This is a genomic window from Amycolatopsis nivea, assembly GCF_004522235.1.
GTDB lineage: Bacteria > Actinomycetota > Actinomycetes > Mycobacteriales > Pseudonocardiaceae > Amycolatopsis > Amycolatopsis nivea.
The window spans coordinates 45,136-69,111 of record NZ_SDLT01000042.1 but is presented as its reverse complement, the minus strand read 5'-3'; the positions used below and the strand labels follow the sequence as shown (position 1 = coordinate 69,111).

Genomic DNA, 23,976 nt, shown 5'->3' with positions numbered 1-23,976 from the left:
GAAGCCCTCCTGGGTGTCCCGTCCGTTCGGGACAAAGTCGATGTAAGAACCCTCTTACATCGACTAGCGTGGGCCTCGGCTTATTCCTCGAAGCGACCACGATCGGGTGTGACACACGACATGGCGGCGCAGTACCACCACCGCAACCTGCGCGCCGAGCTGGTGCGCGTGGCGTTCGACCTGATCGCGGAGAACGGGGTCGCCGGGTTCTCGGTCGCCGAAGCCGCCCGGCGGGCGAAGGTCTCCACCGCCGCGCCGTACCGGCATTTCCTGGACCGCGCGGCGCTGCTGGCCGCGGTCGCCACCACCGCGGCGCGACAGCTGCGCGAACTCGCCGAGGAAGCGGCCGCCGCCGAAACGGACGACGGTGCCGCGCTGGCCGCCGTGTCCGCCGCGCACACCAAGTTCCTGATGGAAACCCGGATCGGCCTGCACGTGTTCTTCGCCGCGGAGCTGGCTGACGCGCAATACGTCGAACTGCACGAGGCCCGCCGGGAGCTGATCGACGCGTCGCTGCTGCGCTGCCTCACGATCGCGCCGGATCCGGCTATCGCGCTGGAACTGATGGAACAACTCCACACCCAGGCCTACGGCTACGGCGATTTCTACCTCAACGGCGTCTACCAATGGCTCGGCTACCCGACGGAGCAGGTCGTCGCCAAGTCCCGACGGGCGGCGCGGATCGTGATCGAGGCTTACCGCGCGGGGACTCCGGCGATCAGTCCGGCGGAGTGGTGACGTAGCGGGTAGCCAGCCAAGAACCGAAGGCGTGCAAGCGATCGGTGAGCGCGGCCGGTTCGAGGACGTCGAAATCCACGCCCAGATAAGCCAGCCAGCGAGCAGCCCAGTCGAGATCGTCGGTGCCGAACCGGAGTTCGCACTCGTCGCCGTCCTCGACAACAGTCGCCACACTCGGGTCGACGAGTTCCCGGACCAGATCAGCCGACGTGTGCACCTGGACCCGAACGCGATACCGCCAGCCCGCGTCCGTGATCAGATCGACCACAGTGGACGGTGGTTCCGGCGCGGGCAGTTTGATCCCGAGTGGCTGGACCGCTTCGATCCGTTCCGCCGCAAAGGTTTTCCATTCACTGGTTCCGCGCGGACAAGCGACGAGGTACCACTGCCGCCGGACAGTGATGAGCCGGTAAGGCTGCACATCAATGGGTTTCGCCGATCGAGCGTCCCGAGCTCGATGCCGGATCCGCACCGCTTCGCCAGCCCGGCAAGCCAACGCGAGCGGTACCAGAATGTCCTGCGCTGCCTGCCGGAAAGGCTTGCCGGGCAACGATTCCACGTCCGCGAGCGCGGCGAGCCGGGCCTGCCAGCGCGTCGGCACCACCTGGGTCAGCTTGGCCAGCGCGGTCACCGTGGCAGTTTCGAGCCCGTCGACCGCCACCGCCGTCTGCAGGCCGAGTGAAACCGCCGCGACCTCGTCGGCGTCCAGCAGCAGCGGCGGCATCGCGGTGCCGTGCGCGAGCCGGTAGCCGCCGACCCGGCCGGGTTCGCCGTCGATGCGATACCCGAGTTCGCGCAGCTGGGCGATGTCGCGGCGCGTCGTGCGCTCGGTGACGCCGAGGCGGGCCGCGAGGTCGGTGGCGGAGATGCCGGGACGCGCCTGCAGCAACGCCAGCGTCTCCAGGCGACGGCTCGTGGTGGTCATGCTCTCGATTCTCGCGCAAAACTAGGACAGTAGCCGACCGGGTATCTGGTCATACTCGGTTTATGACTCAGCTGCTCCGCCCCGAAGGGCTCCTCCAGTCCCCCGCTTTCGCCCAGGTCGCCGTGGTCCCGCCAGGCGCGACGACGATCTACGTCGGCGGCCAGAACGCGGTCGACGCGAACGGCGCGCTCGTCGGCGGAACCGACGTCGCCGCGCAGGTCGAGCGGGTGATGGCCAACCTGAAAACGGCGCTGGCCGCGGGCGGCGCGACCGTCCAGGATGTGGTGATGCTGAACATCCTGCTGGTCGCGGACGTCGATCTCGCCAAGGCTTATCCGGCCGCCGCCGCGGCGCTGGCGGGCGCGACGCCGCCGGTCACTGTCCAGCGCGTGGCCGGGCTGGCCGTGCCGGGTGCGCTCGTCGAGGTCAGCGCGATCGCGGCGGTGGCCGAGTGAGCGTCGGGCAGACCAAGGACGCGGGCTGGCAGATCGGCGTCTCGAAGACGATCGGCCGCTCCGCCGAGGACGTCTGGGACTTCATCACGTCCGCGGAAGGCGTGGCGATCTGGCTCGGCGAGGGCGTTACCGTCCAGCCCGAACCCGGCGTCGGCTACGAGACCGCCGACGGAATCCGCGGCGAGACGCGCAGCTTCCGCGAAATGGACCGGATCCGGCTCACTTGGCAGCCGGCCGGCTGGTCGCACGAGACGACGCTGCAGCTGGCCGTGCGTGCCAGCGGTCCGGGCAAAGCAATGCTGCGCATTCACCAGGAGCGCCTGGCCGACGCCGCCGAACGGGAGCAGCAGCGCCGCCATTGGCAGGGAGTTCTCGCCGAACTGATCACCGCGCTTGCCTAGCCCGCGACTGACGGAGGACCCTGGTACGCAAGCGGTTCACCGGCTGGAGGCGCGATGCTGTGCGTGTTCGACGTCAACGAGACGCTGCTCGACCTGACCGCGCTCGACCCGCTGTTCACCCAGCTCACCGGAGATCCGGAAGCGCGTCAGGAATGGTTCGCGCTCGCGATCCACACCGTGCTCACGGTGACCGCGGCCGGCCAGTACCGCGATTTCGCGCAGATCGCCGGGGAAGCCGCGGCCGCCGTGTGCGCGCGGCACGGCCATGAACTGACCGACGTCGAGCTGGTGAAGGTCGGCGACGGCCTGCGCACCCTGCCCGCGCACGCCGACGTCGTACCCGGCCTGGACCGCTTGCGCCAGGCCGGACACCAGGTCGTCGCCCTCACGAATTCGCCGCTCGCCACCGCCGAGGCGCAGCTGCAGAACGCTGGCCTGGCAACGAAATTCGACCGGATCTTCTCCGCGCAGCAGGTCAGCAGGCTCAAACCGGCACCGGAGCCGTATCTCCAGGTGCTGCGTGCCTTCGGCGTCGAACCCGGCCAAGCGGTGATGGTCGCCGCGCACGGCTGGGACATCGCCGGAGCACAAGCGGCAGGACTCCGGACCGCGCTGCTCGCGCGTCCCGGAGTCCATCCGCTGCCCGGGCTCCCCGCCGCGACCTACACCGCGGCGACGATGCCCGAGCTGGCTGACGAAATCGTCAGGAGCTGAGGCGCACCAGCATTTTGCCGGTGTTGGCCCCGCTGAGCAGGCCGAGGAACGCGTCCGGCGCGTTGCGGATGCCGTCCACAAAGGTCTCCGAGTACTTGATCTCGCCGGACGCCACGAGCGGCGCGACCTCGGCGACGAACTCCTGCATCAGGTGCCAGTGGTCCAGCACGAGCAGGCCGCGCATGGTGATCCGCTTCGCGATGAGCTGCACCAGGTTGCGCGGCGCCGGGGTCGGCTCGGTGGCGTTGTACTGCGAGATCATGCCGCAGATGGCGATCCGGCCGTGCAGGTTCATCGACGCGATCGCGGCCTCGAGGTGCTCGCCGCCGACGTTGTCGAAGTAGACGTCGATGCCCTCGGGCGCGGCCGCGGCGAGCTGCTCGGCGACCGGTCCGTCCTTGTAGTTGAAGGCGGCGTCGAAGCCCAGCTCCTCGGTGAGGTAGCGGACCTTCTCCGCCGAACCCGCGCTGCCGATCACGCGCTTGGCGCCCTTGAGCCGGGCCAGCTGGCCGACGAGCGAGCCGACCGCACCGGCCGCGCCGGAGACGAAAACCGTGTCGCCTTCCTTGAACTCCGCGCTCACCAGCAGCCCGGCGTACGCGGTCAGACCCGGCATCCCGAGCACGCCGAGGTAGGTCGAAAGCGGCGCGACCGAATCGTCCACTTTGACCGCTCGCTTGGCGTCGAGCACCGCGTGCGTGCGCCAGCCCGCCTGGTGCAGCACGTGATCGCCGACCGCGAAGTCGTCCACAGTGGACTCGATGACCTCGCCGACCGCGCCGCCCTGCATGGCCTCGCCGACCACGAAGGGCGGCGAGTAGGACTTCACGTCGTTCATCCGGCCGCGCATCGCCGGGTCGACGCTCATCACGAGGTTGCGCACCAGGATCTGCCCGGGACCCGGCTTCGGCACCTCGGTCTCGACGATGTCGAAATTGTCCATGGTCGGGACGCCGTGCGGGCGGGCCGCGAGCCGGATCTCAGTCGCTGTGGGTGCGTTCACCGTCGAACTCCGTTTCGTTCAAGCTGGATTGAAGCGGGGCGCGCGCCCCGGTCTATCCGGCCAACGGAGAAACCGGGGCGCGCATTCCGATTGTCCCCGGGGTTGTGGCCAGCGCTACACGATCTCCGCGAGCTTGCCGAGCACGCCGTCGTAGATCTTCTTCAGCCCGCCCGGCGCGAAGGTCTTCTCGAAGAAGCCGCCGATGCCGCCCGCGCCGTCCCAGCTGGTCTCGATGCGGACGAGGGAACGCTCGCCGGAGGCGGTGACGGTCCAGGTGGTGACCATGCTGGAGTTCGCATCGGTCTCGACGAAGGTGCCGGGCGACGGCTCGGTCACCGTGGCCGCGACGTCGCGCACTCGCTTGGACGTGGCCTGCAGCTTCCAGCTGGCCTTCGTGCCGGCGCCGACGCCGCCCTCGCTGACCTCGTAGTCGCGGTAGTGCTCGGTGAGCAGCTTCGGCCGGGTCTCGGCGTAGTCCGCGACCAGCTCACGCACGCGTTCCACCGGCGCGTCGATCGTGCGCTCCGCGGTGGCCGTGACCTTGCCCATGTCGTTTCCTCCTCAGGGTTCCGCCGAGGTCACCTTCGCACATGGGGTGAGGGGCGGCGATCCCGGTTCGCACCGGGATCGCCGCTCCCGAGAAGGTCAGGAGAGGCCCTGCTGCTTCAGCCAGTCCTTCGCCACGTCGGCCGCGGGTTCGCCGTCCGCGTCGACCCGCTTGTTCAGCTCGCGCATGCCGTCCGTGGTGAGCTTCGCGCTGACCGCGTTGACGACGTTCGCGAAGTCCGCGCCGCGCGCGTCGAGCACCTTCTTGTTCACCGCGGGCACCACGTTCTCGGTGGGCACGATGGCGAGGTCGTCCTTGAGCGCGACGTACTGCGGGTCGCCGACCAGCGGGCTGACCGAGTCGACCGGGATCACCGTGACCGCGCCGGAGTTGAGCTGCTGCACGCGCGGCCCGGCCTCCTGCACGGTCTGGAAAGTCGCGTTCGTCAGCTTGTAGACGTCCTTGAAGCCCTGGAAGCACGGCAGCCGCTTCTCGCACTCCGGCGGACCGGCCATCACGACCTTGTCGAGCTTCTTCAGGTCGCTGATCGACGCGATGCCCTTCGACTTCGCGAGGTCGGCCTTCACGATGTAGGTGTTCTTGTCCTCGGCTGCCGCGTAGTTCAGCAGCCCGACGCCCTCGGGCGCGAAAAGCTTCTCCAGCTGTTCGTGCTCGGCCTTGGCGTCCTTGGTGGCTTCCTTGCCGAAGCCGGTCGTGATCGCCGCGCCCTGGTACTCCGGCAGGAACTGCAGTTCGCCGGATTTGAGCGACGGGTAGACCAGCTCCCGCGAGCCGAGATTCAGCTTCCGGGTGACCGGATAGCCCTTGGCCTCCAGCGCGCCCGCGTAGATCTCGGCAAGGATCTGGCTGTCGGTGAAGTTGAACGAGGCGACGACGATCGGAGCGCCGCCCTTGCTCGGCGCGGCCGGCTGGTCGCTTCCCCCACCGCACGCGGTCAAGCCGAGCGCGGCCGTCGCCAGCAGCGCGGCCACTCGGATGTTCCGGGTCCAGCGCACGTGTCCCCACACTCCTCAGTTCACTCGTTAGTGGGAATGGACCCTAACCGCGACCCCCGACAGAAACCACTGGTTAGGAATCCTCGCCACGGAATCTCACGGGCCGGAATATTGTCGCTCGATCGGGGTAAGGTCGCGCCGTGCACGCGTCCGCGACCCCGCTGCTGGCCGACAGCAGCCGTCCCCTCTTCGAATGGCGGTGGGTCGAACGCAACGCTGACGCGATTCTTCAGCGGCTCGGCGAGCACGTCGCCCTCACCGCGACCGCGCTCGGCGTCGGCCTCGTGCTCTCGCTCGCGCTGGCCACGCTGTGCCTGCGCTACCGCTGGTTCTATCCGTTCGTGATCGGCACGGCGGGCGCGCTCTACGTGATCCCGAGCCTCGGCGCGTTCGCGCTGCTGGTTCCGCTGCTCGGGTTCTCCTTCGCCACGTCGGTCATCCCGCTGGCGACGTACACGCTGCTGATCCTGATCCGCAACATCGTGACCGGCGTGCAGCAGGTGCCGACCGAAGTGCGCGAAGCGGCGATCGGGATGGGCTTCACGCCGCGGCGGCTGTTGTGGCAGGTGGAGCTGCCGCTCGCGCTGCCGGTGGTGATCGCCGGGCTGCGGGTGGCCGCGGTGACGACGATCGGCCTGGTCACCGTCACGTCGCTGCTCGGCAAGGGCGGGCTCGGCTACTTCATCCGGGCAGGCATCCAGACGCCGATCCCCAACCCGAGCCCGATCATCGTCGGCATCGTGCTGTCGATCGCGCTGGCCGTGTTCGTCGATTTCCTGCTGTGGCTGAGCGAACGCGCGCTGGCCCCGTGGGCGCGGAGGGCCGTTCGATGAGCTTTTTCGAGCAGCTGGGCCACTGGCTCGCCGACCCGAACCGCTGGAGCTGGACCGATCCGGCCGGGATTCCGTTCCGGACCGTGCAGCATCTGTGGTTCTCCGCGCTGGCGCTGGCGATCTCGATCGTCCTGACCGTCCCGTTCGCGCTGTGGCTCGCGCACTACCGGCGCGGCCAGTTCCTGGCGAGCAGCGCGGTGAACATCGGCCGCGCGATCCCGAGCTTCGGGCTGATCATCCTGTTCTGGTTCCTGGCCAGCCGGTGGGGCGCGAACACGGACTTCTGGCCGCTGCTGCTCGCGCTCGTCGCGCTGGCGCTGCCGCCGCTGTTCACCAACACCTACGCGGGCGTGGTGCAGGTGGAACAGGAAGTCGTCGACGCGGCGCGCGGCACCGGGTACCGCGAATGGCAGATCATGCTGCGCGTGGAACTGCCGCTGTCGTCGCCGGTGATCGTGGCCGCCGCGCGAGTGGCGTTCCTGCAACTGATCGCGACGGTCGCGATCGGCGCGATCGTCAACGACGGCGGCGGTCTGGGCCGCTACATCGTCGACGGCTTCGCCCTCGGCGAGCAGGGCCACGGCGAAATCTTCGGCGGCGGTCTTGCGGTGGTGATCCTGGCGCTGGTGTGCGAGGGCCTGTTCGCTTTGTTGACCAAGCTGGCTACGCCTCGCGGTCTCGCACTTCAACAGGCCCGTCGGGACTCGTGAGACACGCTTCGGCGAGCTGGTCGATCTCCGGCCCCAGCGACCGATCGACCACCACCGGCTCGATCCTCGCCGCGAGCCAGGCGTAGGTGTCAGCCAGCCTCGGCGCGCCTGGGGTCTTGAGCAGATACCGCGCCTGCCGCCCCGCGATCAGCTCGCACGCGGTGATGGCGAAGAAGCTCTTGATAACCGTCTCCAACTCGGCGCCAGCCTTGCTGGCAAACGCTTGCACGTCCTCCTGACCAGCGGAAGTGTCCAGCGACCCGAGCGTCGCCGGTGCGGCCAGGCGACGCATCGCATGCAGCTCGCCAGCCGCGCGTTTGTGCAACGGCGTAAGCCCCGCCTGCGGCCCCGGATCCACCGCGAGCTGCGGCGGCAACCCGCTGAACTGCGGGTCGAGGAGGCGGTGAAGCCGCTGGACCGAAACTTCCGCCGCGTGGACGAGGGCTGCCTTGACCGCGTCCATCCGAAGCCCGAGCGCGGCGGCGTGATAGCCGGTCGTCGGGACGAACTCGCCGTTGACGAAGCCCGGCGAGTCCGCCGGGGTTTCCCAGGACTCCTGCAAGGTTTCCCGGAGTTCCTCGACCGTCCGGCTGACGTATTCAAGCACCTTCGGCCCGACTCGCACCGAGATCGGCGCCTGCACGACGCTCTTGTTGGTGGCGGCCCCTTCGATGAGTTCCTCGATGCGGGTGCCGCGGTAGATCGCTTGCGGCGCACCAAGAACGTCCACGGTGATCGCCGCGCAGACCGTCTGCCAATCGATCAGCCGACGCAGCCTCCTGCCGCACACCCACGCGTACGCCTCGGCCAGCGGCGAACCTTGAATCAGGCTCGCCCCCTCCTTCGGCCCCAGCACGAACGGCCGCACCCCGCGCCGGCTTAACGCTTCCGCCGCCGGGACCTCGGCACCGTCCTCGATGACCGTGCCGAGCCCGACGAACGCCTGGAACGCGTGCGCCAGCGGGATGATCTCGCCGGCGCTGCCGAGGCTGTCGCGCGGGACGGCCGGGAGGAACCCGTCGTTGATCCGGTCTGCTAGGAAGCTGACCAGCTCGGGACTGACCGCCGCGTCGCCGCGGAGAAACCCGCGCAGCCGCATGCACAGCAACGCCCGGGTCAACTCCGGCGACAACCACGGCTTCCCGCCGACCGCCCGGCCGACCAGCAGATTGCGCTGATGGTCAGCCTGCTGCGCGGCGGTGAGCCGGGTCCCGGCAAGCCGCCCCATCCCGGTGTTGACGCCGTAGACGGGGCTGTCCTGGCCCAGCGCGGCCAGCATCGCCTCGCGCTGCTGCTTCAGCTTCTGGAGGGCCGCCGGGCTGATCTCGACTGGTTCGTCCACTGTGGACAGTTCAGCGCGCGAGCCCGTCGATGACCTCGGCGTTCGGCAGCCCAGCGAGCGCCGCACCGGAGATCAGGAGCTTGCTGCCGCGGATCCCGCTGCCGATCACCAGCTCCGGCGCGTCCGCGACGGCTTGGTCGATGAGGATCGGCCAGTCCGCGGGCAGCCCGACCGGCGTGATGCCGCCGTACTCCATGCCGGTAAGGGAAACGGCCTCGTCCATCGGCGCGAAGGACGCCTTCCGCACGTCGAGGCGGCGCTTGATGACACCGTTGACGTCGGCGCGGGTGGTCGCGAGCACGAGCGCCGCGGCGAACCGGACCTCCCCGGCCCGCTTGCCAGCGACAACAACGCAGTTCGCGGAGGCAGTCAACGGCGACCCGTACGCCTCGCAGAACGCGGCGGTGTCAGCGAGCTCCGGATCGATCTCAGTGACGCCGACCTCGTCCGGCGCGGGCATCGCGGCAAGCGCCTTGGAGACGGGTTCGGCAAGCAGGTCAGTACGGGTCGGCGCGGGAACGACAGTGAGGCTTCCGGCGATAGTCCAGGTGGTCACCAGCCCGAATGTAATCCGCCGGGCTTCCCGGTCACCAGTTGCGGTGGCCTCGCTGAACCTCGATGAGCTTCGGCCGCACGTCGACGATGTAGACGAGCGCCGCCGCCATCGCGGGCACCCAGAAGATGAACCCGACCCCGTTCCCCTGCAGCGGGAACAACACCAGGGCGACCGTGGCCACGCCAGTGATCAACATCCAGACCGGCTTGGTCTTGCGATCGGCCGCCGAGTACGCGTCGGCTCGCTGGAGCAGCGCGTGAACGAAGGCGAAGAGCCCGACCAAGGCGCTGCCCCAGTGGATGACCCTGAGGATCCATTCGGCAACCAGCACGCAGCCAGCTTACGGCAAACCGCCCACGCCGCCCGCTCCCCCAAAACCCGGCACTGTGACATGACTGCTGGTCAGGCCCGGGTGGGGCGGGTTTGGCCGCGGTTATCTCGACGCCGGTTGTCGGGGTGACAACGGTCACTCCGGTTGGGTGCCTCGGCTTAGGTCGGACCTAGTCCGCTGGCTGTGAATCTAGGTCGGACCCAACTCGCCGCCGTGAGTCTAGGTCGGACCTAGTCGGCTGCGGTGAAGCTAGGTCGAACCCAGCCCCGGCGCCCGTGAGCCTAGGTCGGGCCTAACTCGCTTCCGTGCATCTAGGCCGAACCTAACGATGCTCGCGCGAGGTGGGTTCGACCCAACATCGACTTCGCCGCAACATCCGCCGCGGCGCACGGCGACCGGACCAACCCGCGCAACGCTGCTGCCGAAACACCCCGCACAGGGCGACGGCGGCACGGTCCTCCGATTCAACGGCGCGACGGCAGGTTCACCGACACCCCCGCTGCCACATCCCGGCACGCCGCCCGATTCAGCGGCGCGGACCAGCAGCGCGGGCCCAGTTCGCCACGCAGCGGCGCGGCGGCAACCTCACCACACCCCCGCCGCCACATCCCCGGACGCCACCTGATTCGGCGGCGCGAGGCACAGTCCGCCATGCAGCGGCACGGCACCACCGTCCCCAACACGGCGACACTGCCGCCAACCCAACGGCGCCCCTGAGCATCCCTCAACCCGGCGGCACCGCCGCCAGCACAACGGGCGCCCCCGAGCATCCCTCAACACGGCAACCACCGCCGCCAACCCAACGGGCACCCCGGAACATCCCCAACACGGCAACCACCGCCGCCAACCCAACGGGCACCCCGGAACATCCCCAACACGGCAACCACCGCCGCCAACCCAACGGGCACCCCGGAACATCCCCAACACAGCACACGGCGACCGGACCAACCCAGGCCCGGCCGCCGTGCGACCCCTCGATTTTCAATTCTCGCCCTCGGCGACCCCGGCGCAAACCGGGCCGCCCCAACGGTTCCGAGTGCCGGAGCACCCGAACCGCCGATCAGTGCGGCAGTGACTCCGCCGTCACTTCTCCGTCTTCGGCGCGGCCGGCTTCTTGGCGTTCGCCGTCGTGCTGCTGGTCGTGCGCCGGGCCGGCGTGGCGGTCTTCGGCGCAGTGCGGTTCGCGGCCTTGCGAGCCACCGACCGGGTCTCGTGCGCGACGTTCTCGCCGATTTCCTCAACCGCGTCCGCGGTGTCGCCAGCCACCTCGGTCACCTTGCGGGCGGCCTTCTCACCAGCGGAACGGGTGCGCTTGGTGACCTTCGCCAGCACGCCGTCGACGCGCTCGCGGGTCTCCTCGGTCAGGCCGTCGACGCGCTCCTGCGCGGCGGTCAGCGCGTCGTCCAGCTGCTCAAGGGCCTTCTTGACCTGCGGCTGCGCGGCGATCTTGTCCCACGCCTGCTCGCCGGACTCGGCCAGCTTGTTGTACAGCTTCAGCGCGGCCTCGGTGTACTCGTCGATGGCCTTGCGAAGTTCGGCCGGGTCGAGCTTCTCGCGGAGGCTTTCGACGTCGGTCGGCAGCTCCTCGAAGCCCTTGCGCGCGGCCTCGGTGTTCTTGGTGACGTTGGCGCGGGCCTTGGCGACCGCGTCGGTCACGGCCTGGCTGGCCAGGTTTCCGGCGCCGAGCGCGGCGAGCAGCGGGGTGCGGACCTGGTCGAGCGCGGTGTTGACGGCCTTGCGGACGTCCTCGGTCTTGGGCGTGGTCATGCCGACTCCTCAGTGGTCTCTTGGGTGGTCTTCGGTGCGGTGTTCGCGGCGGCGTTTTCGCGCCGGAAGGACTCGTAGACGTCGAGCAGGACCTGCTTCTGCCGTTCGGTCAGCTCGGCGTCGGCGCGGATCGCGTCGCCGACCGGGCCGCCGGTCGGCAGGTCGAGGATTCCGGCCTGCACGTACAACGCTTCGGCCGAGATCCGCAGCCCTTTCGCGATCTGCTGGAGGATCTCCGCGCTGGGTTTGCGGACCCCGCGCTCGATCTGGCTCAGGTACGGATTGGACACTCCGGCGAGTTTCGACAACTGGCGCAGCGAAATCTTCGCGGAACTGCGCTGCTGGCGGATGTACTCGCCGATGTCGGAGGCGATGTCCGCGACCTTGTCCATGGGGCGCTGTGCTCCGCCGGGTTCTGTCATCCGGTCACCTCCTCGCGACCTACTCGACAGTACGCTCGCGTGCTAGCTATTGCAAGCACCCTGCTTGCAACCATCGAGTGTGGTTCCGCTCACCCCGTTACCCTGGGCTTATGCGGGCACAACGGTTGCGTCGACGCCTGGTCCGGCACCTCGTCGAAGAGGACGTGCTGCACGACGAGGCCTGGACCGACGCGTTCGCGACCGTCCCCCGGCACGCGTTCCTGCCGCGGTTTTTCGTGCCAGCCGGCGACGGCTGGGCGGCGGTCGACCGCGGCGATCCGGACTGGCTGGACCGCGTCTATTCGCGCGACGTCCTGGTCACCCAGCTCGACGACGACCCGTCGCTATGGGACCGGGCCCGCGCGCACGGACCGGTCCCCGGCGTGCCGACCAGTTCGTCCAGCATGCCCGCGATCATGGCGATCATGCTGGAAGAACTCCTGGTCCGCGACGGCGACCGGGTGCTGGAGATCGGCACCGGAACCGGGTACAACGCGGGTTTGCTGTGCCACCGCTGCGGTTCCGGCCAGGTGTCCACAGTGGACATCGACCCGGTCATCGCGGCCGCCGCGCAGGAACGCCTCGCCTCCTGCGGCTACGCCCCCGCGTGCGCCACCGGCGACGGTGCACTCGGTTTCCCGGCCGGAGTGCTCTTCGACCGGGTCCTGTGCACCGCGTCGGTCTCCCGGATTCCCCTTGCCTGGCTTGCTCAAACCCTCCCCGGCGGACACATCGTCACCACCCTCAACCGCCCGTTCGGCGGCGGGCTAGTCCGCCTCACCGCAGGCGAAGGCGCGACCGCCGAAGGCCAGGTCCTGGCCCGCGACGGACGCTTCATGCCCCTGCGCGCACATCGCCTGCCGCCGCTCGCGGACCTGCCGTCCGCTGCCGATGTGCAATGGTGCCCGACTGAACTGTCAATGACAGATGTGCTTAAACCACAACGACATTTCGAGTTTTTTGCGTCACTGGAACTACCTGAGGTACGCCCGGTGCACGTCGACCCGAACGGCGCTTTCGCACTGTCCCATCCGGACGGTTCCTGGGCCCGGACCCGTCGCACGGACTCCGGTTTCGAGGTGGCACAAGGAGGTCCGCGCGCCTTGTGGAATATCGCCGAGGAAGCGCACCGGCGCTGGGAATCGCTCGGACGCCCCAGCCGGTCGCGTTTCGGCCTCACGGTCAACGCCGACGAGCAGACTTTCTGGCTGGACGATCCGCAATCCGAGAATCGCTGGCCGCTGTAGGGCGGATCCGCCGATCACCCCGCCAGCCCGCGAAGCAGCCCCTCCAGATCGCGCTCGCCCGTCCGCGTTTGCGCACCCCGCGCCAGTCCGCCCCGAATTAGCGCTTCCGCCGCGGGACGCGTGAACTGTCCGGCCCAAGCGTCGTGTTCCCGCTGAAATCCCGTGGCCAGATCATCCGGAACGACGGCCTGTTTCGCCGCGGCGATCACGCCTTCCGGCAACGCGGCGATGTTGCGGGCCAGCCGATCAACCACTTCTTCGAGTTCGTCAGCAGGCACGGCCCGGTTGACCCAGCCGTAGCGCTCGGCCGTCCGCGCGTCGTACAACTCGGCACCGAGCACGATTTCCAACGCCCGGTTGAGGCCGACCCGGTTCGCCAGATACTGCGTTCCTCCGCCGCCCGGGACAATCCCCATCAGCGCCTCGATCTGCCCGAGCCCCGCGGTCTCAATCGCCGCGAAGGCCAGGTCCGCGGCCGCGACGAACTCCGCCCCGCCGCCTCGCGCCAGACCGGCAAGCTGCACGATCGTCACCTGCGGCTGCTGCCGCAGAAGTTCGCCCAGCGCTTGGAAAACGTTGAGCCCCACGGGAATCTCGGGAGCGAACTGGTCGAACGCGTCCGGAGTGTCGACCAGAGACATGTCGACGTGCGCGATGAAGAAGTCCGGATCGGCACTGTCGAAAACGATCACGCGCGCGGAATCGTCAGCTCGCAATGTGAGCAGCAGCCGCCTGAGGTCCGCCATGAGAGCGACGTCGAGGACGTTGACGGGCGGGTTGTCGATGGTGACGCGGACGATGCCGCCCTCGCGGCGAACGCGCAGGGTCGGGTAGTCGTCGGGGTGCATTCGGGTCTCCGATACGTATCCGGCAGGCAGCTAGGTTCCTGATGTATACCTAGGCTCGAACGCGGATCGACCAGCGTCAATAACGCACTTTGGGCATCGCAAGGATCATGGAGGATACCGAGATGGCCGCTCCCGACACCGGCACTGTCTACCGGGCCGACTGTCCCAGCCGCCCGATCCTCGACCAGATCGCCGACAAGTGGTCGATGATGGCGATGGCGGTCCTGGAGGAGCCGCGCCGGTTCAACGACATCAAACGTCGGCTGGAAGGCGTGACCCAGCGGGTGCTGACCCAAACCCTGCGCAGGCTGGAACGCAACGGCATGATCGTGCGGCGAGTACTGCCGACGTCCCCGGTCGGAGTCGAGTATTCCCTTACGCCGCTTGGCGAATCACTGCGCGAGCCGTTCGGCAGGCTGTACGACTGGACCGTCGCGCACACCGGCGAAATCCACGAATCCCAGCAGCGCTACGACGAACGGCTCCGCGCGGAACAATCGTGAGGCGTCGCTAGGTCCGACCCAGCCAAAATCCTGCTCACGCCCTGATCTCTAGGTCCGACCCAGCACACGCACTGATCCTTAGGTCCGACCCAGCTCACGCGCCGATTCCTAGGTCCGACCCAACTCACGCGCCAGTCCCTAGGTCCGACCCAATTCTGGCCCGGACCCACTTCTCCACCGCCGTAACGACGTCGTCGAGCGGAGCCTCCGTCGTGTCGATGGACTCGACCTGCCCGCGTATCCACAGGTTGAACTCGAGCATCTCCTCGATCCGCGGCTCGTCCCATTCCCGCCACGCCGGCCGGGCGCGCAGCCGGAGCCGGAGGGTCTCGTTGTCCGCGACCAGCGCCAGATAGTGCACATCCGAGAAGAAAACGCGCTCTGGCAACGGTTCCAGCTCCTGCGGCGCGACCGTCCCGCACAGCACGACCGGCCGTCCGTTCTGGTGCAGCATCGCCGCCATCCGCAGCCAGGCCCCGCGAAACGCCGGGTTGCCGGGGACGTCGTCCTGCAGCGCGCCGGTCCACAGCACGTCCTGCTCTAGCACGACGGCCTCACCCGCCAACCGCTGCGCCAGCTTCGGCCCGACTGTCGATTTGCCGCCCGCGCTCGGCCCCGTCAACGCGAACAACGGCAGCCGCCGGAACTGCCACCGGTGTCCGCACTCCACACACCGCAGAAGGTCCGCCTCGACCTGTGGACAACTCGCACGGTCGCCACAGGCCGGACAGATCCGCAGGTCAAGCGCTACTGGAACGGTGGACAACTCAGTCGAAGAGATTCTCGAGGAAGCTGCGCTTGCGTCGTCCGCCGTACGGGCGCGGCGAATCCCCGTAGCCACCGCGGTACGGCCGCGGCGAGTCCGCGTGTCCGCCTCGGTACGGGCGCGGCGAATCGGCGTGCCCACCCCGGTACGGCCGGGGCGAATCCGAGTGCCCGCCTTGATAAGGGCGCGGCGAATCGGGACGGCCGTAAGGCGGTGGCTGCTGCCGGTAGAAAGCGCTCTCGGCACCGGCGATCTGCTCCAGCTCGCCGCGGTCGAGGAAGATCCCGCGGCAGCCGTCGCACTGCTCGATGTGGACGCCGTTCTTGTCGACAGTGCGCATCATGTTCTGACACTTCGGACAAATCACGCAGCCGACCCTACGCGGATTCGCCGCGCCGTGTCAGCAGGCGCAGAGGCAGAACGGGTGGCCGACCGGATCGGCGTACACGCGGAAGGTCTCCGGGGAATCGTCGAGCAGCTTCGCGCCCAGCCCGAGAATGCGCTGGTGAGCGGCCTCGAGATCGGGAACGTCGAGGTCGAGGTGCGCCTGCTGCGGCTTGTCCTGCGACGGCCATTCGGGCGCGCGGTAATCAGCCACCCGCTGGAATTCCAGCCGAACGCCGCCGCGCGGGTCGACGAGCGTGGCCCAGTGGTTGTCCGGAGCGATCTTAGGTTCGTCCCACTCAAGCAGGGAGCGGTAAAACCAGGCGAGTGCCCCTGGGTCCGGACAGTCGAACGCAACGCCGCCGAAAGTCGGAATCGCACCCATGTTGCGGCCATCCTCTCCTAGTCTCGTAACCAGTAAATGTAGTATGGAGGTTAGTGAGCCAGGTCGCAACCAATATCGCCCGTACACTGGGCAGGTGCACACCGACGCTTCCTTGGTGGTCGCCTTCCTGAACACCGTCGACATCGAACAGGGCGACGACCTGCTGGACGATCCGGAGCTCTGGCGACAGTGGGCCGCTGACCACGACGTGTCACCGAACGATCCCGCCGAAGCCCGCGCCGTACGCGACAGCCTGCGCGCCGCCGTCGGCGATCCGCGGCTGCCCGCGACCACGTTGGACGTCCCGCTCCGCTTCACCCTCACCGAAACCGGCCCGACGCTGCTCACCCCCGACGCCGTCACCGCGACCCTGGCCGCGACCACCCGCCTAGCCATCCGCGGCGACTGGGTCCGCCTGAAAATCTGCCCCGCCGACGACTGCCTGTGGGCCTTCTTCGACGAATCCCGCAACCGCTCCCGCACCTGGTGCTCGATGCGAGTCTGCGGAAACCGCGAAAAAGCCCGCTCCTGGCGCGCCCGCACGGCGGCTGTGCACAACTGACCCCCTGTGGACAACTTGTCCACACACACCACATGTGCACGTGCAGATGCCCCGGATCCCCACAAGTTGTGGACAGCGATTAGGCCATCACCGTGAATTCCTGTGGATAACCCCGGGGATAACTCAGCTTCCTGTGGACAACTGGTTTGAACAAGCCACGGCTGTGGTATAGGACGCCGCGCATCCGACCGACCACCCGCCGCAGCCAGTCGAGGCCGAGGAGAACCACGGAGGGCACTGCACCCGAAGCGCCGGGACACCCGCGCTTTCGAGCCGCCACCCACGGAGCTTCGCGGTGACCAATCGAGCACTGGCTCGCTGGCGAATTCCGCTCAACCACAACAAAATCCCGCGTCGAGTGCCAGCCCGGATCCAACGGCGACCCCGACCCGCCGCGACCGAGTCAGCCGACCGCCGCGCGGCAACCACGCCACCCTGAACCGCACCAACCAGACCAACACGGCCAACCACCGTGCGGCGACTGCACCACTCTGAGCCGCCCCGGCTTGACTAGATCAGCCAATCACCGACCGGCAGCTGCGTGATCCCGAGACGCACCCGCCAAGCCAAGCCGCCCAACTACAACCGACCGGCAACCGCGCACTCCCGAACCGCACCCGACAGGCCAGCCACCCGGCGGAAACCGCCGCGCTGAGAGCGAGCGAATCCCCTCCGCTGAACGACGTCCGCGCAATCCCGAACCGCACCAGCCGGGCTAGCACCGCCACCCGCGGGCTGCGAGCCGGGAGAGATCGAATTCCCGCCGCCGGGCGGCAACCACGCAATCGCGAACGACACGGTCAGGCCAACACTGGCAGCCGCCAGGCGACAACCGAGCAATCGCGAACGACACGGTCGGGCCAGCACAGGCAGCCGCCGGGCGACAGCGGCGCGGTCCTGAACAGCGCCGGACGCGCCAGCACTCCCGACCGCAACTGGCATCCGTGCGAGCCCCAACCGCGCTGGTCAGCGCAACAGACCCGACTGCCAACCGGCAACCGCGCCGTCTCGAATGACACCGGCCGGACCAGGCCAGTACAGACAATCGCCAACCGCGGGCAGGCGGATTCCCGCGGCCAAACGCCGCCCGCAACCCAACCGGCAACCGCTGCCGACGTCCCCTGGCTGATGGCCGCGAGCAGGCGAACTCCGCCCCGACAGCCGCCCCCAACCCCAGCCACCGCGGCCAACCCACCGCCCGCACAGCGCAACAACCTCAAAAAAGCAGCTGCGCCACCGCGTAAATCACCAGCCCAGCCAGCGCACCAACCACAGTCCCGTTGATCCGGATGAACTGCAGATCCCTCCCGACCTGCAGTTCGATCTTCCGGGACGTCTCCTCGGCGTCCCATCGCTCCACCGTGTCCGTGATGATCGTCGTGATCTCGCGGGAGTAGTGGGTCACCAGGTAAACCGCCGCGCTCTCGACCCAGCCGTCCACCTTCGACGTCATCGACGGGTCGTCCACCAGACGCTTGCCGAGCGACTCCAGGCCTCCGCGAACCCGCTGGCGCAGTTCGCTGGAAGGGTCCTCCGCGGCGTTCAGCAGCATCTCCTTGGCCGTCGCCCACGCGTTGCCGATCAGCTTCTGCACTTCGCCGTGGTTCACGATCTGGCCCTTGACCTGCTCGGCCCGCTCCATGGTCTTCGGGTCGGTCTGCAGGTCCTGCGCGAACTCGCCGAGGAACTTGTCCAGCGCCAGGCGCATCGGGTGGTTGACGTCGGTCTTGACCGCCCAGGCGAACGTCAGGACCTCGCCGTACACCTTGTCCGCCAGCATTTCGTCGACGAACTTCGGCGACCAGCTCGGCGCGCGGTCCGAGACCACGCGCAGCATCGTCTGGTGGTTGTCCCGGACCCATTCGTAGGCGCGGTCGCACATCAAATCCACCAGCTTGTGGTGCGCGCCGTCCTCGAAAACGCCTGCCAGGATCTTGCCCAGCGGCGGGCCCCACGGCTTGTCGATCACGCGCTTGACCACGGCCTGCTCCATGATCGCCTGCACGTCCTCGTCGCGGAGCACCGTGACCGCGCCGCGCACGACGGTCGCCAGTTCCGACGTCACGCGTTCCGCGTTGTCGCGCTGCGAGAGCCAGCCGCCGAGCCTGCTCGCGACCTCGACGCGGCGGAGCTTGTCGCGGATGACGTCGGGAGACAGGAAGTTCGAGCCGACGAACTCGCCGAGGCTGTTGCCGAGCGCGTCCTTCTTGTTCGGGATGATCGCGGTGTGCGGGATCCGCAGTCCGAGCGGATGCCGGAACAGCGCCGTCACCGCGAACCAGTCCGCGAGCGCGCCGACCATGCCCGCCTCGGCCGCGGCGCGCACGTAGCCGACCCAGCCGCTCCAGCCCGCCGACTCCGCCCAGCTCGTCAGCAGGAACACGATCGTCGCGCCGAGCAGGAAGGACAGCGCGACCAGCTTCATCTTCCGCAGGCCGCGCCGTTTCGCCTCTTCGCCGGCGGTGCCGCCGGGCGGATCCGCGGGCGTGACCTTGGCAGGGGTGAGTTGCTCCACACCGCCATTGTCCGTGAGGATGCGTTCTCGTGCGTGAACCAGCTCTCGTCCCCCGCCTCCGCCCGTTCACCTCGACGGTCTTCGCGGAGATGACCGCGCTCGCCGTCCGGCACGACGCGGTCAACCTCGGCCAGGGCTTCCCGGACACCGACGGGCCCGCCGGGATGCTCGAAACGGCGAAGAACTCCCTGTTCGGCGGCGACAACCAATACCCGCCCGGGCCGGGCCGTCCGGAGCTGCGCGCCGCGATCAGCAGGCACCGCCAGCGCTACGGAGCCACTTACGACCCGGACACGGAGATCCTGGTCACCGCGGGTGCGACCGAGGCCATCGCGGCATCGCTGATCGCGCTGACCGAGGCTGGCGACGAGGTGATCGTGGTCGAGCCGTACTACGACTCGTACGGCGCCGCGGTCGCGATGGCGGGCGCGCAGCGACGCGTCATCGGGCTGGTCGAAACCGAGAACGGACAGCTCGAACTCGACCTCGACGCACTCCGCGACGCGATCACGCCCAAAACTCGCGCGGTGCTGCTGAATTCGCCGCACAACCCCACGGGCACCGTGTTTTCGCGCGCACAACTGGAGGAGGTCGCGCGGCTGTGCGTGGAGCACGACCTCATCGCGGTCACCGACGAGGTCTACGAGCACCTCGTTTTCGACGGCGCCGAGCACCTGCCGCTCGCGTCGTTCCCCGGGATGCGCGAGCGGACCGTCGCGATTTCGAGCGCGGGCAAGACCTTCAACTGCACCGGCTGGAAGATCGGCTGGATCTGCTCGACGCCGGAGCTGGTGGCCGCGGTGAAGGCGGCGAAGCAGTTCATCACGTTCGTCTCCGGCGGGCCGCTGCAGCCGGCCGTGGCGTACGCGCTCGACAACGAGCTTGAGTGGGTCGAAAACCTGCGCGCGAGCCTGCAGGAGAAGCGGGATCGGCTTTCCGCTGGTCTTGCCGATGCGGGATTCGCAGTACGGCCGAGTGCGGGAACGTACTTCGTGACGGCTGACGTGCGTCCGCTCGGTTTCGAGGACGCCGCCGAGCTCGCTTGGACGCTTCCGGAACGCGCCGGAGTCGCCGCGGTACCCGTCAAGGTGTTCACGGATCACCCGGACGAGTGGAAACATCTGCTGAGGTTCGCGTTCTGCAAGCGCAACGAGGTGATCGACGAAGCCGTCGAACGCCTGCGGAAACTCGTCTGACGACTGGCGCCCGGGCCCGGTTCGCCCCTGCGGGAACGAGATACCGAGCGTGTCGCGGTGGCCGAAACATCGGGTCAACGCCCGAATTCGCGCCGCGGACGGGCCGCCCGGATGGCCGCATCTGGCCCGGTTGAGGCGACGCAGTGTGATCGACTAAGGCGGATCGGACACCAGAGCCGGTGCGGACGTTCCGCCTTACGGGGTGGATCGAGCGCGGGAGAGATGAAACACTCGCGTCCGGTGCTAGAAAGAGGGCAGCCCCGGGGGACCTGCGACCTGGCCGGAAGACAGCCCCAGCAAGATCAGTCTCGTGCGGTGGCACGAGCTTCAGGCGCGGACGGTGGTGGTGGCGTGACCGGCATGGCGCATTCGCGCGGCCTCGCACATCCCGTGGCGTCCGGCTTCAGTCCACTTGGGAACGCGGGTCCCGCGCTGCTCGGAATGGCCGACCGCGCTTCGAACCGCACCGAGCGGAACTCCTCTTTCGCGCGCGCGGGCGCGCGACGACGGCCCCGAGCCTGGGCTGCTCCGATCGCCCGGCCCGCCGCCCGGATCGCCGTCGCCGGCGGACTCACCCTGGCCGGATGGCTGCTCGGCGCGGCGTTGTCGCAGGCGAACGCGGCGGCGGACGAGCACATCGACCGCCCGGCCGCTTCGGCTCCCGACACCGAACCGGAGCACCGCTACGCCGGAACGGCCACGTCCGGCACCCTCACCTGGGCCATGCCCGGCACGCAACGCGCCTCGCTGCACCGGTTCCACATCTCCGCCGACGACTACCGGCCGGACGTGAGCTTCCGTCCGGCCGCTGTGTCCGGCAACGGCCCGGGCCACCACACCAGCATCGCGGTGACCCGGCCCTCGACCAAGATCACCAAGCCAGCCAAGGCAAAGAGCCCGGGCGCGGCGAAACACCACGCACCGGCGAGCGACCCCGCGTCCGACGCGACCACTCAGCCGGTCAGCAGCCCGAGCAGCGAGCCCGGCCAGAGTTCGCCCAGCGCCGAACCCCAGCAGGGCCTGCCCAGCAGCCCAAGCAGCACCAATCCCGAACCCCAGCAAGGTCTGCCCAGCAGCAAGCCCAGCAGCACCAATCCCGAACCTCAGCAGGGTTTACTCGGCAGCACCAGCAACGAGCCCAGCCAAGGTTCGCCCAGCAGCCAGCCCGAGCCGGGCTTGCTCAGCAGCATCAGCAGCGAACCCGAGCCGCAGCAAGGGCTCCTCGGCGGCCTTCTCGGTGGCACCAGCCACGATTCCGGCCCGGGCCTCCTGGGCGGGCTCCTCGGCAGCCCCGAAACCGGCCACCCGGGGCTCCTCGACGGCATCCTCGGAACCGTCAACGACACCGTCGACACCACCCTGCACACCACGGTCACCTCGGTCGACACCGTGATCGACGCCGCGCCGGTCCGGGTTGTCGAGCCGCCGGTCGCCCCGGTCGAGCCGACTCCGGTCGCCAGCGGGTCGGTCAGCGTCTCCGTCCCGGCGGGCAAGCTGGCGAAAGAGCCGGAAGCGCCGGTTGTCGTGCAGGTCAGCAAGCAGGCGCCGGTCGTCCACTCCGCGCCCGCCCGTGTCCTCGCCGCGCAGCCCGCCGCGAAGCAGGAGACCCAGCCCGCGCCGCCGGTGAAGGAACGCAGCCAGGCCGGCGGCGGCAGCAGCGGTGGCGGCGGCGAAGGTCTTCCTTCGGCTCCGGCCGCGCCTGCCGCACCCGCGTCGACTGTCTCGCCGGGACACGACGGGCACGGCGGTCTGCGCCAGCTGTTCGCGCTGGCCGGCGACGGCGACACCGTCACTCAGCTCAAGCTCATCGGCGTCAGCCGCGACCACGAGGTCGACGGCGCGGGCAGGGACGCCGCCCTGCCGACCACCTCCCCGGACTGACCCTCCAACCGGTTATCCGGGGAGAGCTCCGTCCACCTCAAGATCAACTTCTTGATCGCGCGCGCCCGTTCGCTGCGCCGGACTCACCCCTTCGCACCAGTGCTACTTCGATCAAGGGGCTGAACCATGACCGCACTTCCCGACCGGCCGACCGCGCCCGGCCGGATCGGGTCCTGGTCCCGGCGCCGCGCTGCCCCCGCGGCGCCGGGACCCACCACGGGCGTGCTCCGGAGGCTTTCGCTCACCGCGCCGAGCGAAAGCCTGCGCCAACCGAAGCCCGCCTGAACCGAGGGCGCTTCCCGGCACTTCGAGGGGCTGTGCCGGGAAGCGCCTCGGACGATCGGCCGGTGCGCCGGACAGGTGACCGCCACCATCCCTGGAGTGGCTGGATCCCATCCGGTGCACCGGCTGTTCATTTTTCGGAGACGAAAAACCGCGCTAGGTCACCGCAATCCGTTCCGCGGGCACGTCCGCGCAGCCGCGCACCGAAGCCGCCGCCGCGCTCACCCGCCGCACCGCCTCCGGCAATTGCTCGCGCGGAAGCCCGAACGGCAGCCGCAGCCAGCGTTCCAACCCGCCGTGCACCCCGAACCTCGACCCGGGCGCGATCTGCACCCCGTGGTTCGCCGCCGACACCGCCAGCCGCGTGCTCATCGGTTCCGGCAACCGGCACCACAGCGACAGTCCGCCGGAAGGCACCTGGAATGTCCACTCTGGACAGTACTTCCGCAGTGCCGCGACCGTGATGTCCCGCTGCTCCCGGAATTCCGCCCGCCGCCGGGCGAGCACGTCGTAGCCTTCCGGTTCGAGCAGCGCGGCCAGCACGAGCTGGTCGAACACCGGCGCGCCGAGGTCGACCGCGAACCGGGAGGACTGCAGTCGATCGAGCAAATCCGTCGACGCCCGGATCCAGCCCAGCCGCAATCCGCCCCACTGCGATTTCGCCGCGGATCCGACGCTCAGCACCAGATCCCCGCCGAACGCGGCCAGCGGCGGCGGACCGTCCACCGGATCGCCCTCGTAATCCAGTTCCACCAACGATTCGTCGACCACGACCGGCGTCCGCGACCGGGCGAGCAGCCCGCCGAGCCGTTCCCGTCCGGCCGCGTCGAGGCGCAGCCCGGTCGGATTCTGGAAGTCCACCACGAGGTAGCCGAACCGGGGCGCGGCCTGGCGCAGCGCGGCCTCGATCCCCGGCAAATCCCATCCGCGCACCGGATCGAGCGCGACCGGAACCGGCAACGCGTGCGTCGCGCGGACGGCGTCGATGGCATTCGGATACGTCGGCTGCTCAAGCAGAACCCGGTCACCGGGCCCGCTCAGCATCCGCAGGCAGAGGACGAACGCGGAGTACGCACCGGACGTCACCAGCACCTGGTCCGGCGACGTCGGCAGGCCGCGCGCGGTGTAGCGCTCGGCGATCCGCTCCCGCAACCGCGGCAGTCCGCCGGTGAGATAGCCGTTTCCGCTGACGTACTCGACCAGATCGCGCCGCGCGGTGTCGAACGCGGCCATCAGCCCAGGCACAGCGGGCGGCGCGGCCCGCGCGAGGTCGAGAAGGTCATCCCGGACCGCCTCGGCCTCGTCGCGGTTGCCCACACCCGCCACCCACGACCCAGCCCCGCGACGGCTGGCGACCAGACCGTCCGCGCGAAGCCGATCGAGCGCCGCCCCGATCAACGTGCGGCTGACCCCGAGCGCGTCGGCGAGTTCGCGCTCGGCGGGCAGCCGCGTGCCGATCGGCAACTGCCCGTCGAGCACGTGCAACTCGACCGCCGCGGCGAGATCGGTCGCACCCTGCCGGGAGCCACGCTGCCGCCATTCCCCCAGCAATATGGCCAATCGCCGTCCCGAGATGCGGCCGCCCAGAGGTTCCATAAGGCCAATTATCGCGCATTGGCCATGGCATACCAGGCCAGTTGGCGCCAA

26 protein-coding genes are annotated in these 23,976 nt (G+C 69.1%); 11 read left to right on the top strand and 15 right to left on the bottom strand.

What is annotated here, in order from left to right; translation table 11 throughout:
• Positions 1-120: 120 nt before the first annotated feature.
• The gene (locus tag EIZ44_RS36245) at positions 121-738 is read left to right on the top strand and encodes a TetR/AcrR family transcriptional regulator (protein WP_134733658.1); all 618 of its coding nucleotides are present in this window, start codon (positions 121-123) and stop codon (positions 736-738) included.
• On the opposite strand, the gene EIZ44_RS36240 is transcribed toward EIZ44_RS36245, so the two are convergent.
• Positions 719-1,663, bottom strand: coding sequence for a helix-turn-helix transcriptional regulator (locus tag EIZ44_RS36240; protein WP_134733621.1), 945 nt, complete (start codon positions 1,661-1,663; stop codon positions 719-721). The genes EIZ44_RS36245 and EIZ44_RS36240 overlap by 20 nt on opposite strands.
• A gap of 62 nt (positions 1,664-1,725) precedes the next feature.
• Between EIZ44_RS36240 and EIZ44_RS36235 the strand changes: the two genes are divergently transcribed.
• The 3 genes from EIZ44_RS36235 to EIZ44_RS36225 are packed head-to-tail and all read left to right on the top strand — an operon-like array spanning position 1,726 to position 3,233.
• Entirely contained in the window at positions 1,726-2,118 is a 393-nt protein-coding gene (locus EIZ44_RS36235; RefSeq protein ID WP_037807569.1) for a RidA family protein, read from the top strand.
• Positions 2,115-2,519 carry an SRPBCC domain-containing protein gene (locus EIZ44_RS36230; RefSeq protein ID WP_037807566.1) on the top strand — a complete coding sequence of 135 codons (405 nt, stop codon included), beginning with the start codon at positions 2,115-2,117 and terminating at the stop codon, positions 2,517-2,519. Before EIZ44_RS36235 ends, EIZ44_RS36230 begins: the two co-directional genes overlap by 4 nt.
• Before the next feature lie 54 nt (positions 2,520-2,573).
• Positions 2,574-3,233 carry a haloacid dehalogenase type II gene (locus tag EIZ44_RS36225; RefSeq protein ID WP_037807563.1) on the top strand — a complete coding sequence of 220 codons (660 nt, stop codon included), beginning with the start codon at positions 2,574-2,576 and terminating at the stop codon, positions 3,231-3,233.
• Here the strand turns inward: EIZ44_RS36225 and EIZ44_RS36220 are convergent.
• From EIZ44_RS36220 to EIZ44_RS36210, 3 genes are all read right to left on the bottom strand, one after another.
• Positions 3,223-4,236 (bottom strand): NADP-dependent oxidoreductase, encoded by a 1,014-nt coding sequence (locus EIZ44_RS36220; protein ID WP_134663651.1) that lies wholly within the window; start codon positions 4,234-4,236, stop codon positions 3,223-3,225. The two genes, EIZ44_RS36225 and EIZ44_RS36220, sit on opposite strands and share 11 nt — an antisense overlap.
• Before the next feature lie 114 nt (positions 4,237-4,350).
• A complete protein-coding gene (locus EIZ44_RS36215) occupies positions 4,351-4,785 on the bottom strand; it encodes an SRPBCC family protein (protein ID WP_037807557.1) in 435 nt (144 codons plus the stop codon).
• 96 nt (positions 4,786-4,881) lie between these two features.
• On the bottom strand, positions 4,882-5,799 hold the full coding sequence (locus EIZ44_RS36210) for an ABC transporter substrate-binding protein (protein WP_037807556.1): 918 nt from the start codon (positions 5,797-5,799) through the stop codon (positions 4,882-4,884).
• Between the two features lie 140 nt (positions 5,800-5,939).
• Here EIZ44_RS36210 and EIZ44_RS36205 point away from each other — a divergent pair, with 140 nt between their 5' ends.
• Together EIZ44_RS36205 and EIZ44_RS36200 are read left to right on the top strand one after the other, a co-directional pair.
• Positions 5,940-6,632 carry an ABC transporter permease gene (locus EIZ44_RS36205; protein WP_037807554.1) on the top strand — a complete coding sequence of 231 codons (693 nt, stop codon included), beginning with the start codon at positions 5,940-5,942 and terminating at the stop codon, positions 6,630-6,632.
• On the top strand, positions 6,629-7,342 hold the full coding sequence (locus EIZ44_RS36200) for an ABC transporter permease (RefSeq protein WP_037807739.1): 714 nt from the start codon (positions 6,629-6,631) through the stop codon (positions 7,340-7,342). The genes EIZ44_RS36205 and EIZ44_RS36200 overlap by 4 nt, the downstream gene beginning before the upstream one ends.
• On the opposite strand, the gene EIZ44_RS36195 is transcribed toward EIZ44_RS36200, so the two are convergent.
• From EIZ44_RS36195 to EIZ44_RS36175, 5 genes are all read right to left on the bottom strand, one after another.
• Positions 7,296-8,684 carry an aromatic amino acid lyase gene (locus EIZ44_RS36195; protein ID WP_134733619.1) on the bottom strand — a complete coding sequence of 463 codons (1,389 nt, stop codon included), beginning with the start codon at positions 8,682-8,684 and terminating at the stop codon, positions 7,296-7,298. The two genes, EIZ44_RS36200 and EIZ44_RS36195, sit on opposite strands and share 47 nt — an antisense overlap.
• Positions 8,685-8,694: 10 nt before the next feature.
• Entirely contained in the window at positions 8,695-9,240 is a 546-nt protein-coding gene (locus EIZ44_RS36190; protein ID WP_134733617.1) for a YbaK/EbsC family protein, read from the bottom strand.
• 31 nt (positions 9,241-9,271) lie between these two features.
• Positions 9,272-9,571 carry a DUF2516 family protein gene (locus tag EIZ44_RS36185; RefSeq protein WP_037807548.1) on the bottom strand — a complete coding sequence of 100 codons (300 nt, stop codon included), beginning with the start codon at positions 9,569-9,571 and terminating at the stop codon, positions 9,272-9,274.
• 1,083 nt (positions 9,572-10,654) lie between these two features.
• Positions 10,655-11,338: a hypothetical protein gene (locus EIZ44_RS36180; RefSeq protein WP_134733615.1), complete on the bottom strand. Its 684-nt coding sequence runs from the start codon at positions 11,336-11,338 to the stop codon at positions 10,655-10,657.
• Positions 11,335-11,730 carry a helix-turn-helix domain-containing protein gene (locus EIZ44_RS36175; RefSeq protein ID WP_037807545.1) on the bottom strand — a complete coding sequence of 132 codons (396 nt, stop codon included), beginning with the start codon at positions 11,728-11,730 and terminating at the stop codon, positions 11,335-11,337. Before EIZ44_RS36175 ends, EIZ44_RS36180 begins: the two co-directional genes overlap by 4 nt.
• A 140-nt stretch (positions 11,731-11,870) precedes the next feature.
• On the opposite strand from EIZ44_RS36175, the gene EIZ44_RS36170 reads away from it, so the two are divergent.
• Positions 11,871-13,007, top strand: a complete 1,137-nt coding sequence (locus tag EIZ44_RS36170) for a methyltransferase domain-containing protein (RefSeq protein WP_134733613.1) — start codon at positions 11,871-11,873, stop codon at positions 13,005-13,007.
• Between the two features lie 14 nt (positions 13,008-13,021).
• On the opposite strand, the gene EIZ44_RS36165 is transcribed toward EIZ44_RS36170, so the two are convergent.
• The gene (locus EIZ44_RS36165) at positions 13,022-13,855 is read right to left on the bottom strand and encodes an enoyl-CoA hydratase/isomerase family protein (protein WP_134733611.1); all 834 of its coding nucleotides are present in this window, start codon (positions 13,853-13,855) and stop codon (positions 13,022-13,024) included.
• A 122-nt stretch (positions 13,856-13,977) separates the two neighbouring features.
• On the opposite strand from EIZ44_RS36165, the gene EIZ44_RS36160 reads away from it, so the two are divergent.
• Positions 13,978-14,358 carry a winged helix-turn-helix transcriptional regulator gene (locus EIZ44_RS36160; protein WP_037807737.1) on the top strand — a complete coding sequence of 127 codons (381 nt, stop codon included), beginning with the start codon at positions 13,978-13,980 and terminating at the stop codon, positions 14,356-14,358.
• Positions 14,359-14,482: 124 nt separating this feature from the next.
• Here EIZ44_RS36160 and EIZ44_RS36155 read toward each other — a convergent pair whose 3' ends face one another.
• The 3 genes from EIZ44_RS36155 to EIZ44_RS36145 are packed head-to-tail and all read right to left on the bottom strand — an operon-like array spanning position 14,483 to position 15,893.
• Entirely contained in the window at positions 14,483-15,124 is a 642-nt protein-coding gene (locus EIZ44_RS36155) for an AAA family ATPase (RefSeq protein WP_134733609.1), read from the bottom strand.
• Position 15,125: 1 nt separating this feature from the next.
• Positions 15,126-15,491, bottom strand: coding sequence for a TFIIB-type zinc ribbon-containing protein (locus EIZ44_RS36150; RefSeq protein ID WP_134663643.1), 366 nt, complete (start codon positions 15,489-15,491; stop codon positions 15,126-15,128).
• Between the two features lie 33 nt (positions 15,492-15,524).
• Positions 15,525-15,893: a VOC family protein gene (locus tag EIZ44_RS36145; RefSeq protein WP_134733607.1), complete on the bottom strand. Its 369-nt coding sequence runs from the start codon at positions 15,891-15,893 to the stop codon at positions 15,525-15,527.
• Between the two features lie 94 nt (positions 15,894-15,987).
• Here EIZ44_RS36145 and EIZ44_RS36140 point away from each other — a divergent pair, with 94 nt between their 5' ends.
• Complete coding sequence (locus tag EIZ44_RS36140; protein ID WP_134733605.1) at positions 15,988-16,455, top strand: CGNR zinc finger domain-containing protein; 468 nt, start codon at positions 15,988-15,990, stop codon at positions 16,453-16,455.
• Positions 16,456-17,671: 1,216 nt separating this feature from the next.
• Here EIZ44_RS36140 and EIZ44_RS36135 read toward each other — a convergent pair.
• On the bottom strand, positions 17,672-18,970 hold the full coding sequence (locus EIZ44_RS36135; RefSeq protein WP_037807530.1) for a DUF445 domain-containing protein: 1,299 nt from the start codon (positions 18,968-18,970) through the stop codon (positions 17,672-17,674).
• Positions 18,971-18,999: 29 nt separating this feature from the next.
• Between EIZ44_RS36135 and EIZ44_RS36130 the strand changes: the two genes are divergently transcribed.
• Positions 19,000-20,166, top strand: coding sequence for a pyridoxal phosphate-dependent aminotransferase (locus EIZ44_RS36130; protein WP_134733603.1), 1,167 nt, complete (start codon positions 19,000-19,002; stop codon positions 20,164-20,166).
• Positions 20,167-20,607: 441 nt separating this feature from the next.
• Positions 20,608-22,047 carry a hypothetical protein gene (locus tag EIZ44_RS36125; RefSeq protein WP_134733601.1) on the top strand — a complete coding sequence of 480 codons (1,440 nt, stop codon included), beginning with the start codon at positions 20,608-20,610 and terminating at the stop codon, positions 22,045-22,047.
• 438 nt (positions 22,048-22,485) lie between these two features.
• Here EIZ44_RS36125 and yczR read toward each other — a convergent pair whose 3' ends face one another.
• Positions 22,486-23,925 (bottom strand): MocR-like transcription factor YczR, encoded by a 1,440-nt coding sequence (yczR, locus tag EIZ44_RS36120; protein ID WP_037807524.1) that lies wholly within the window; start codon positions 23,923-23,925, stop codon positions 22,486-22,488.
• Positions 23,926-23,976 lie beyond the last annotated feature (51 nt).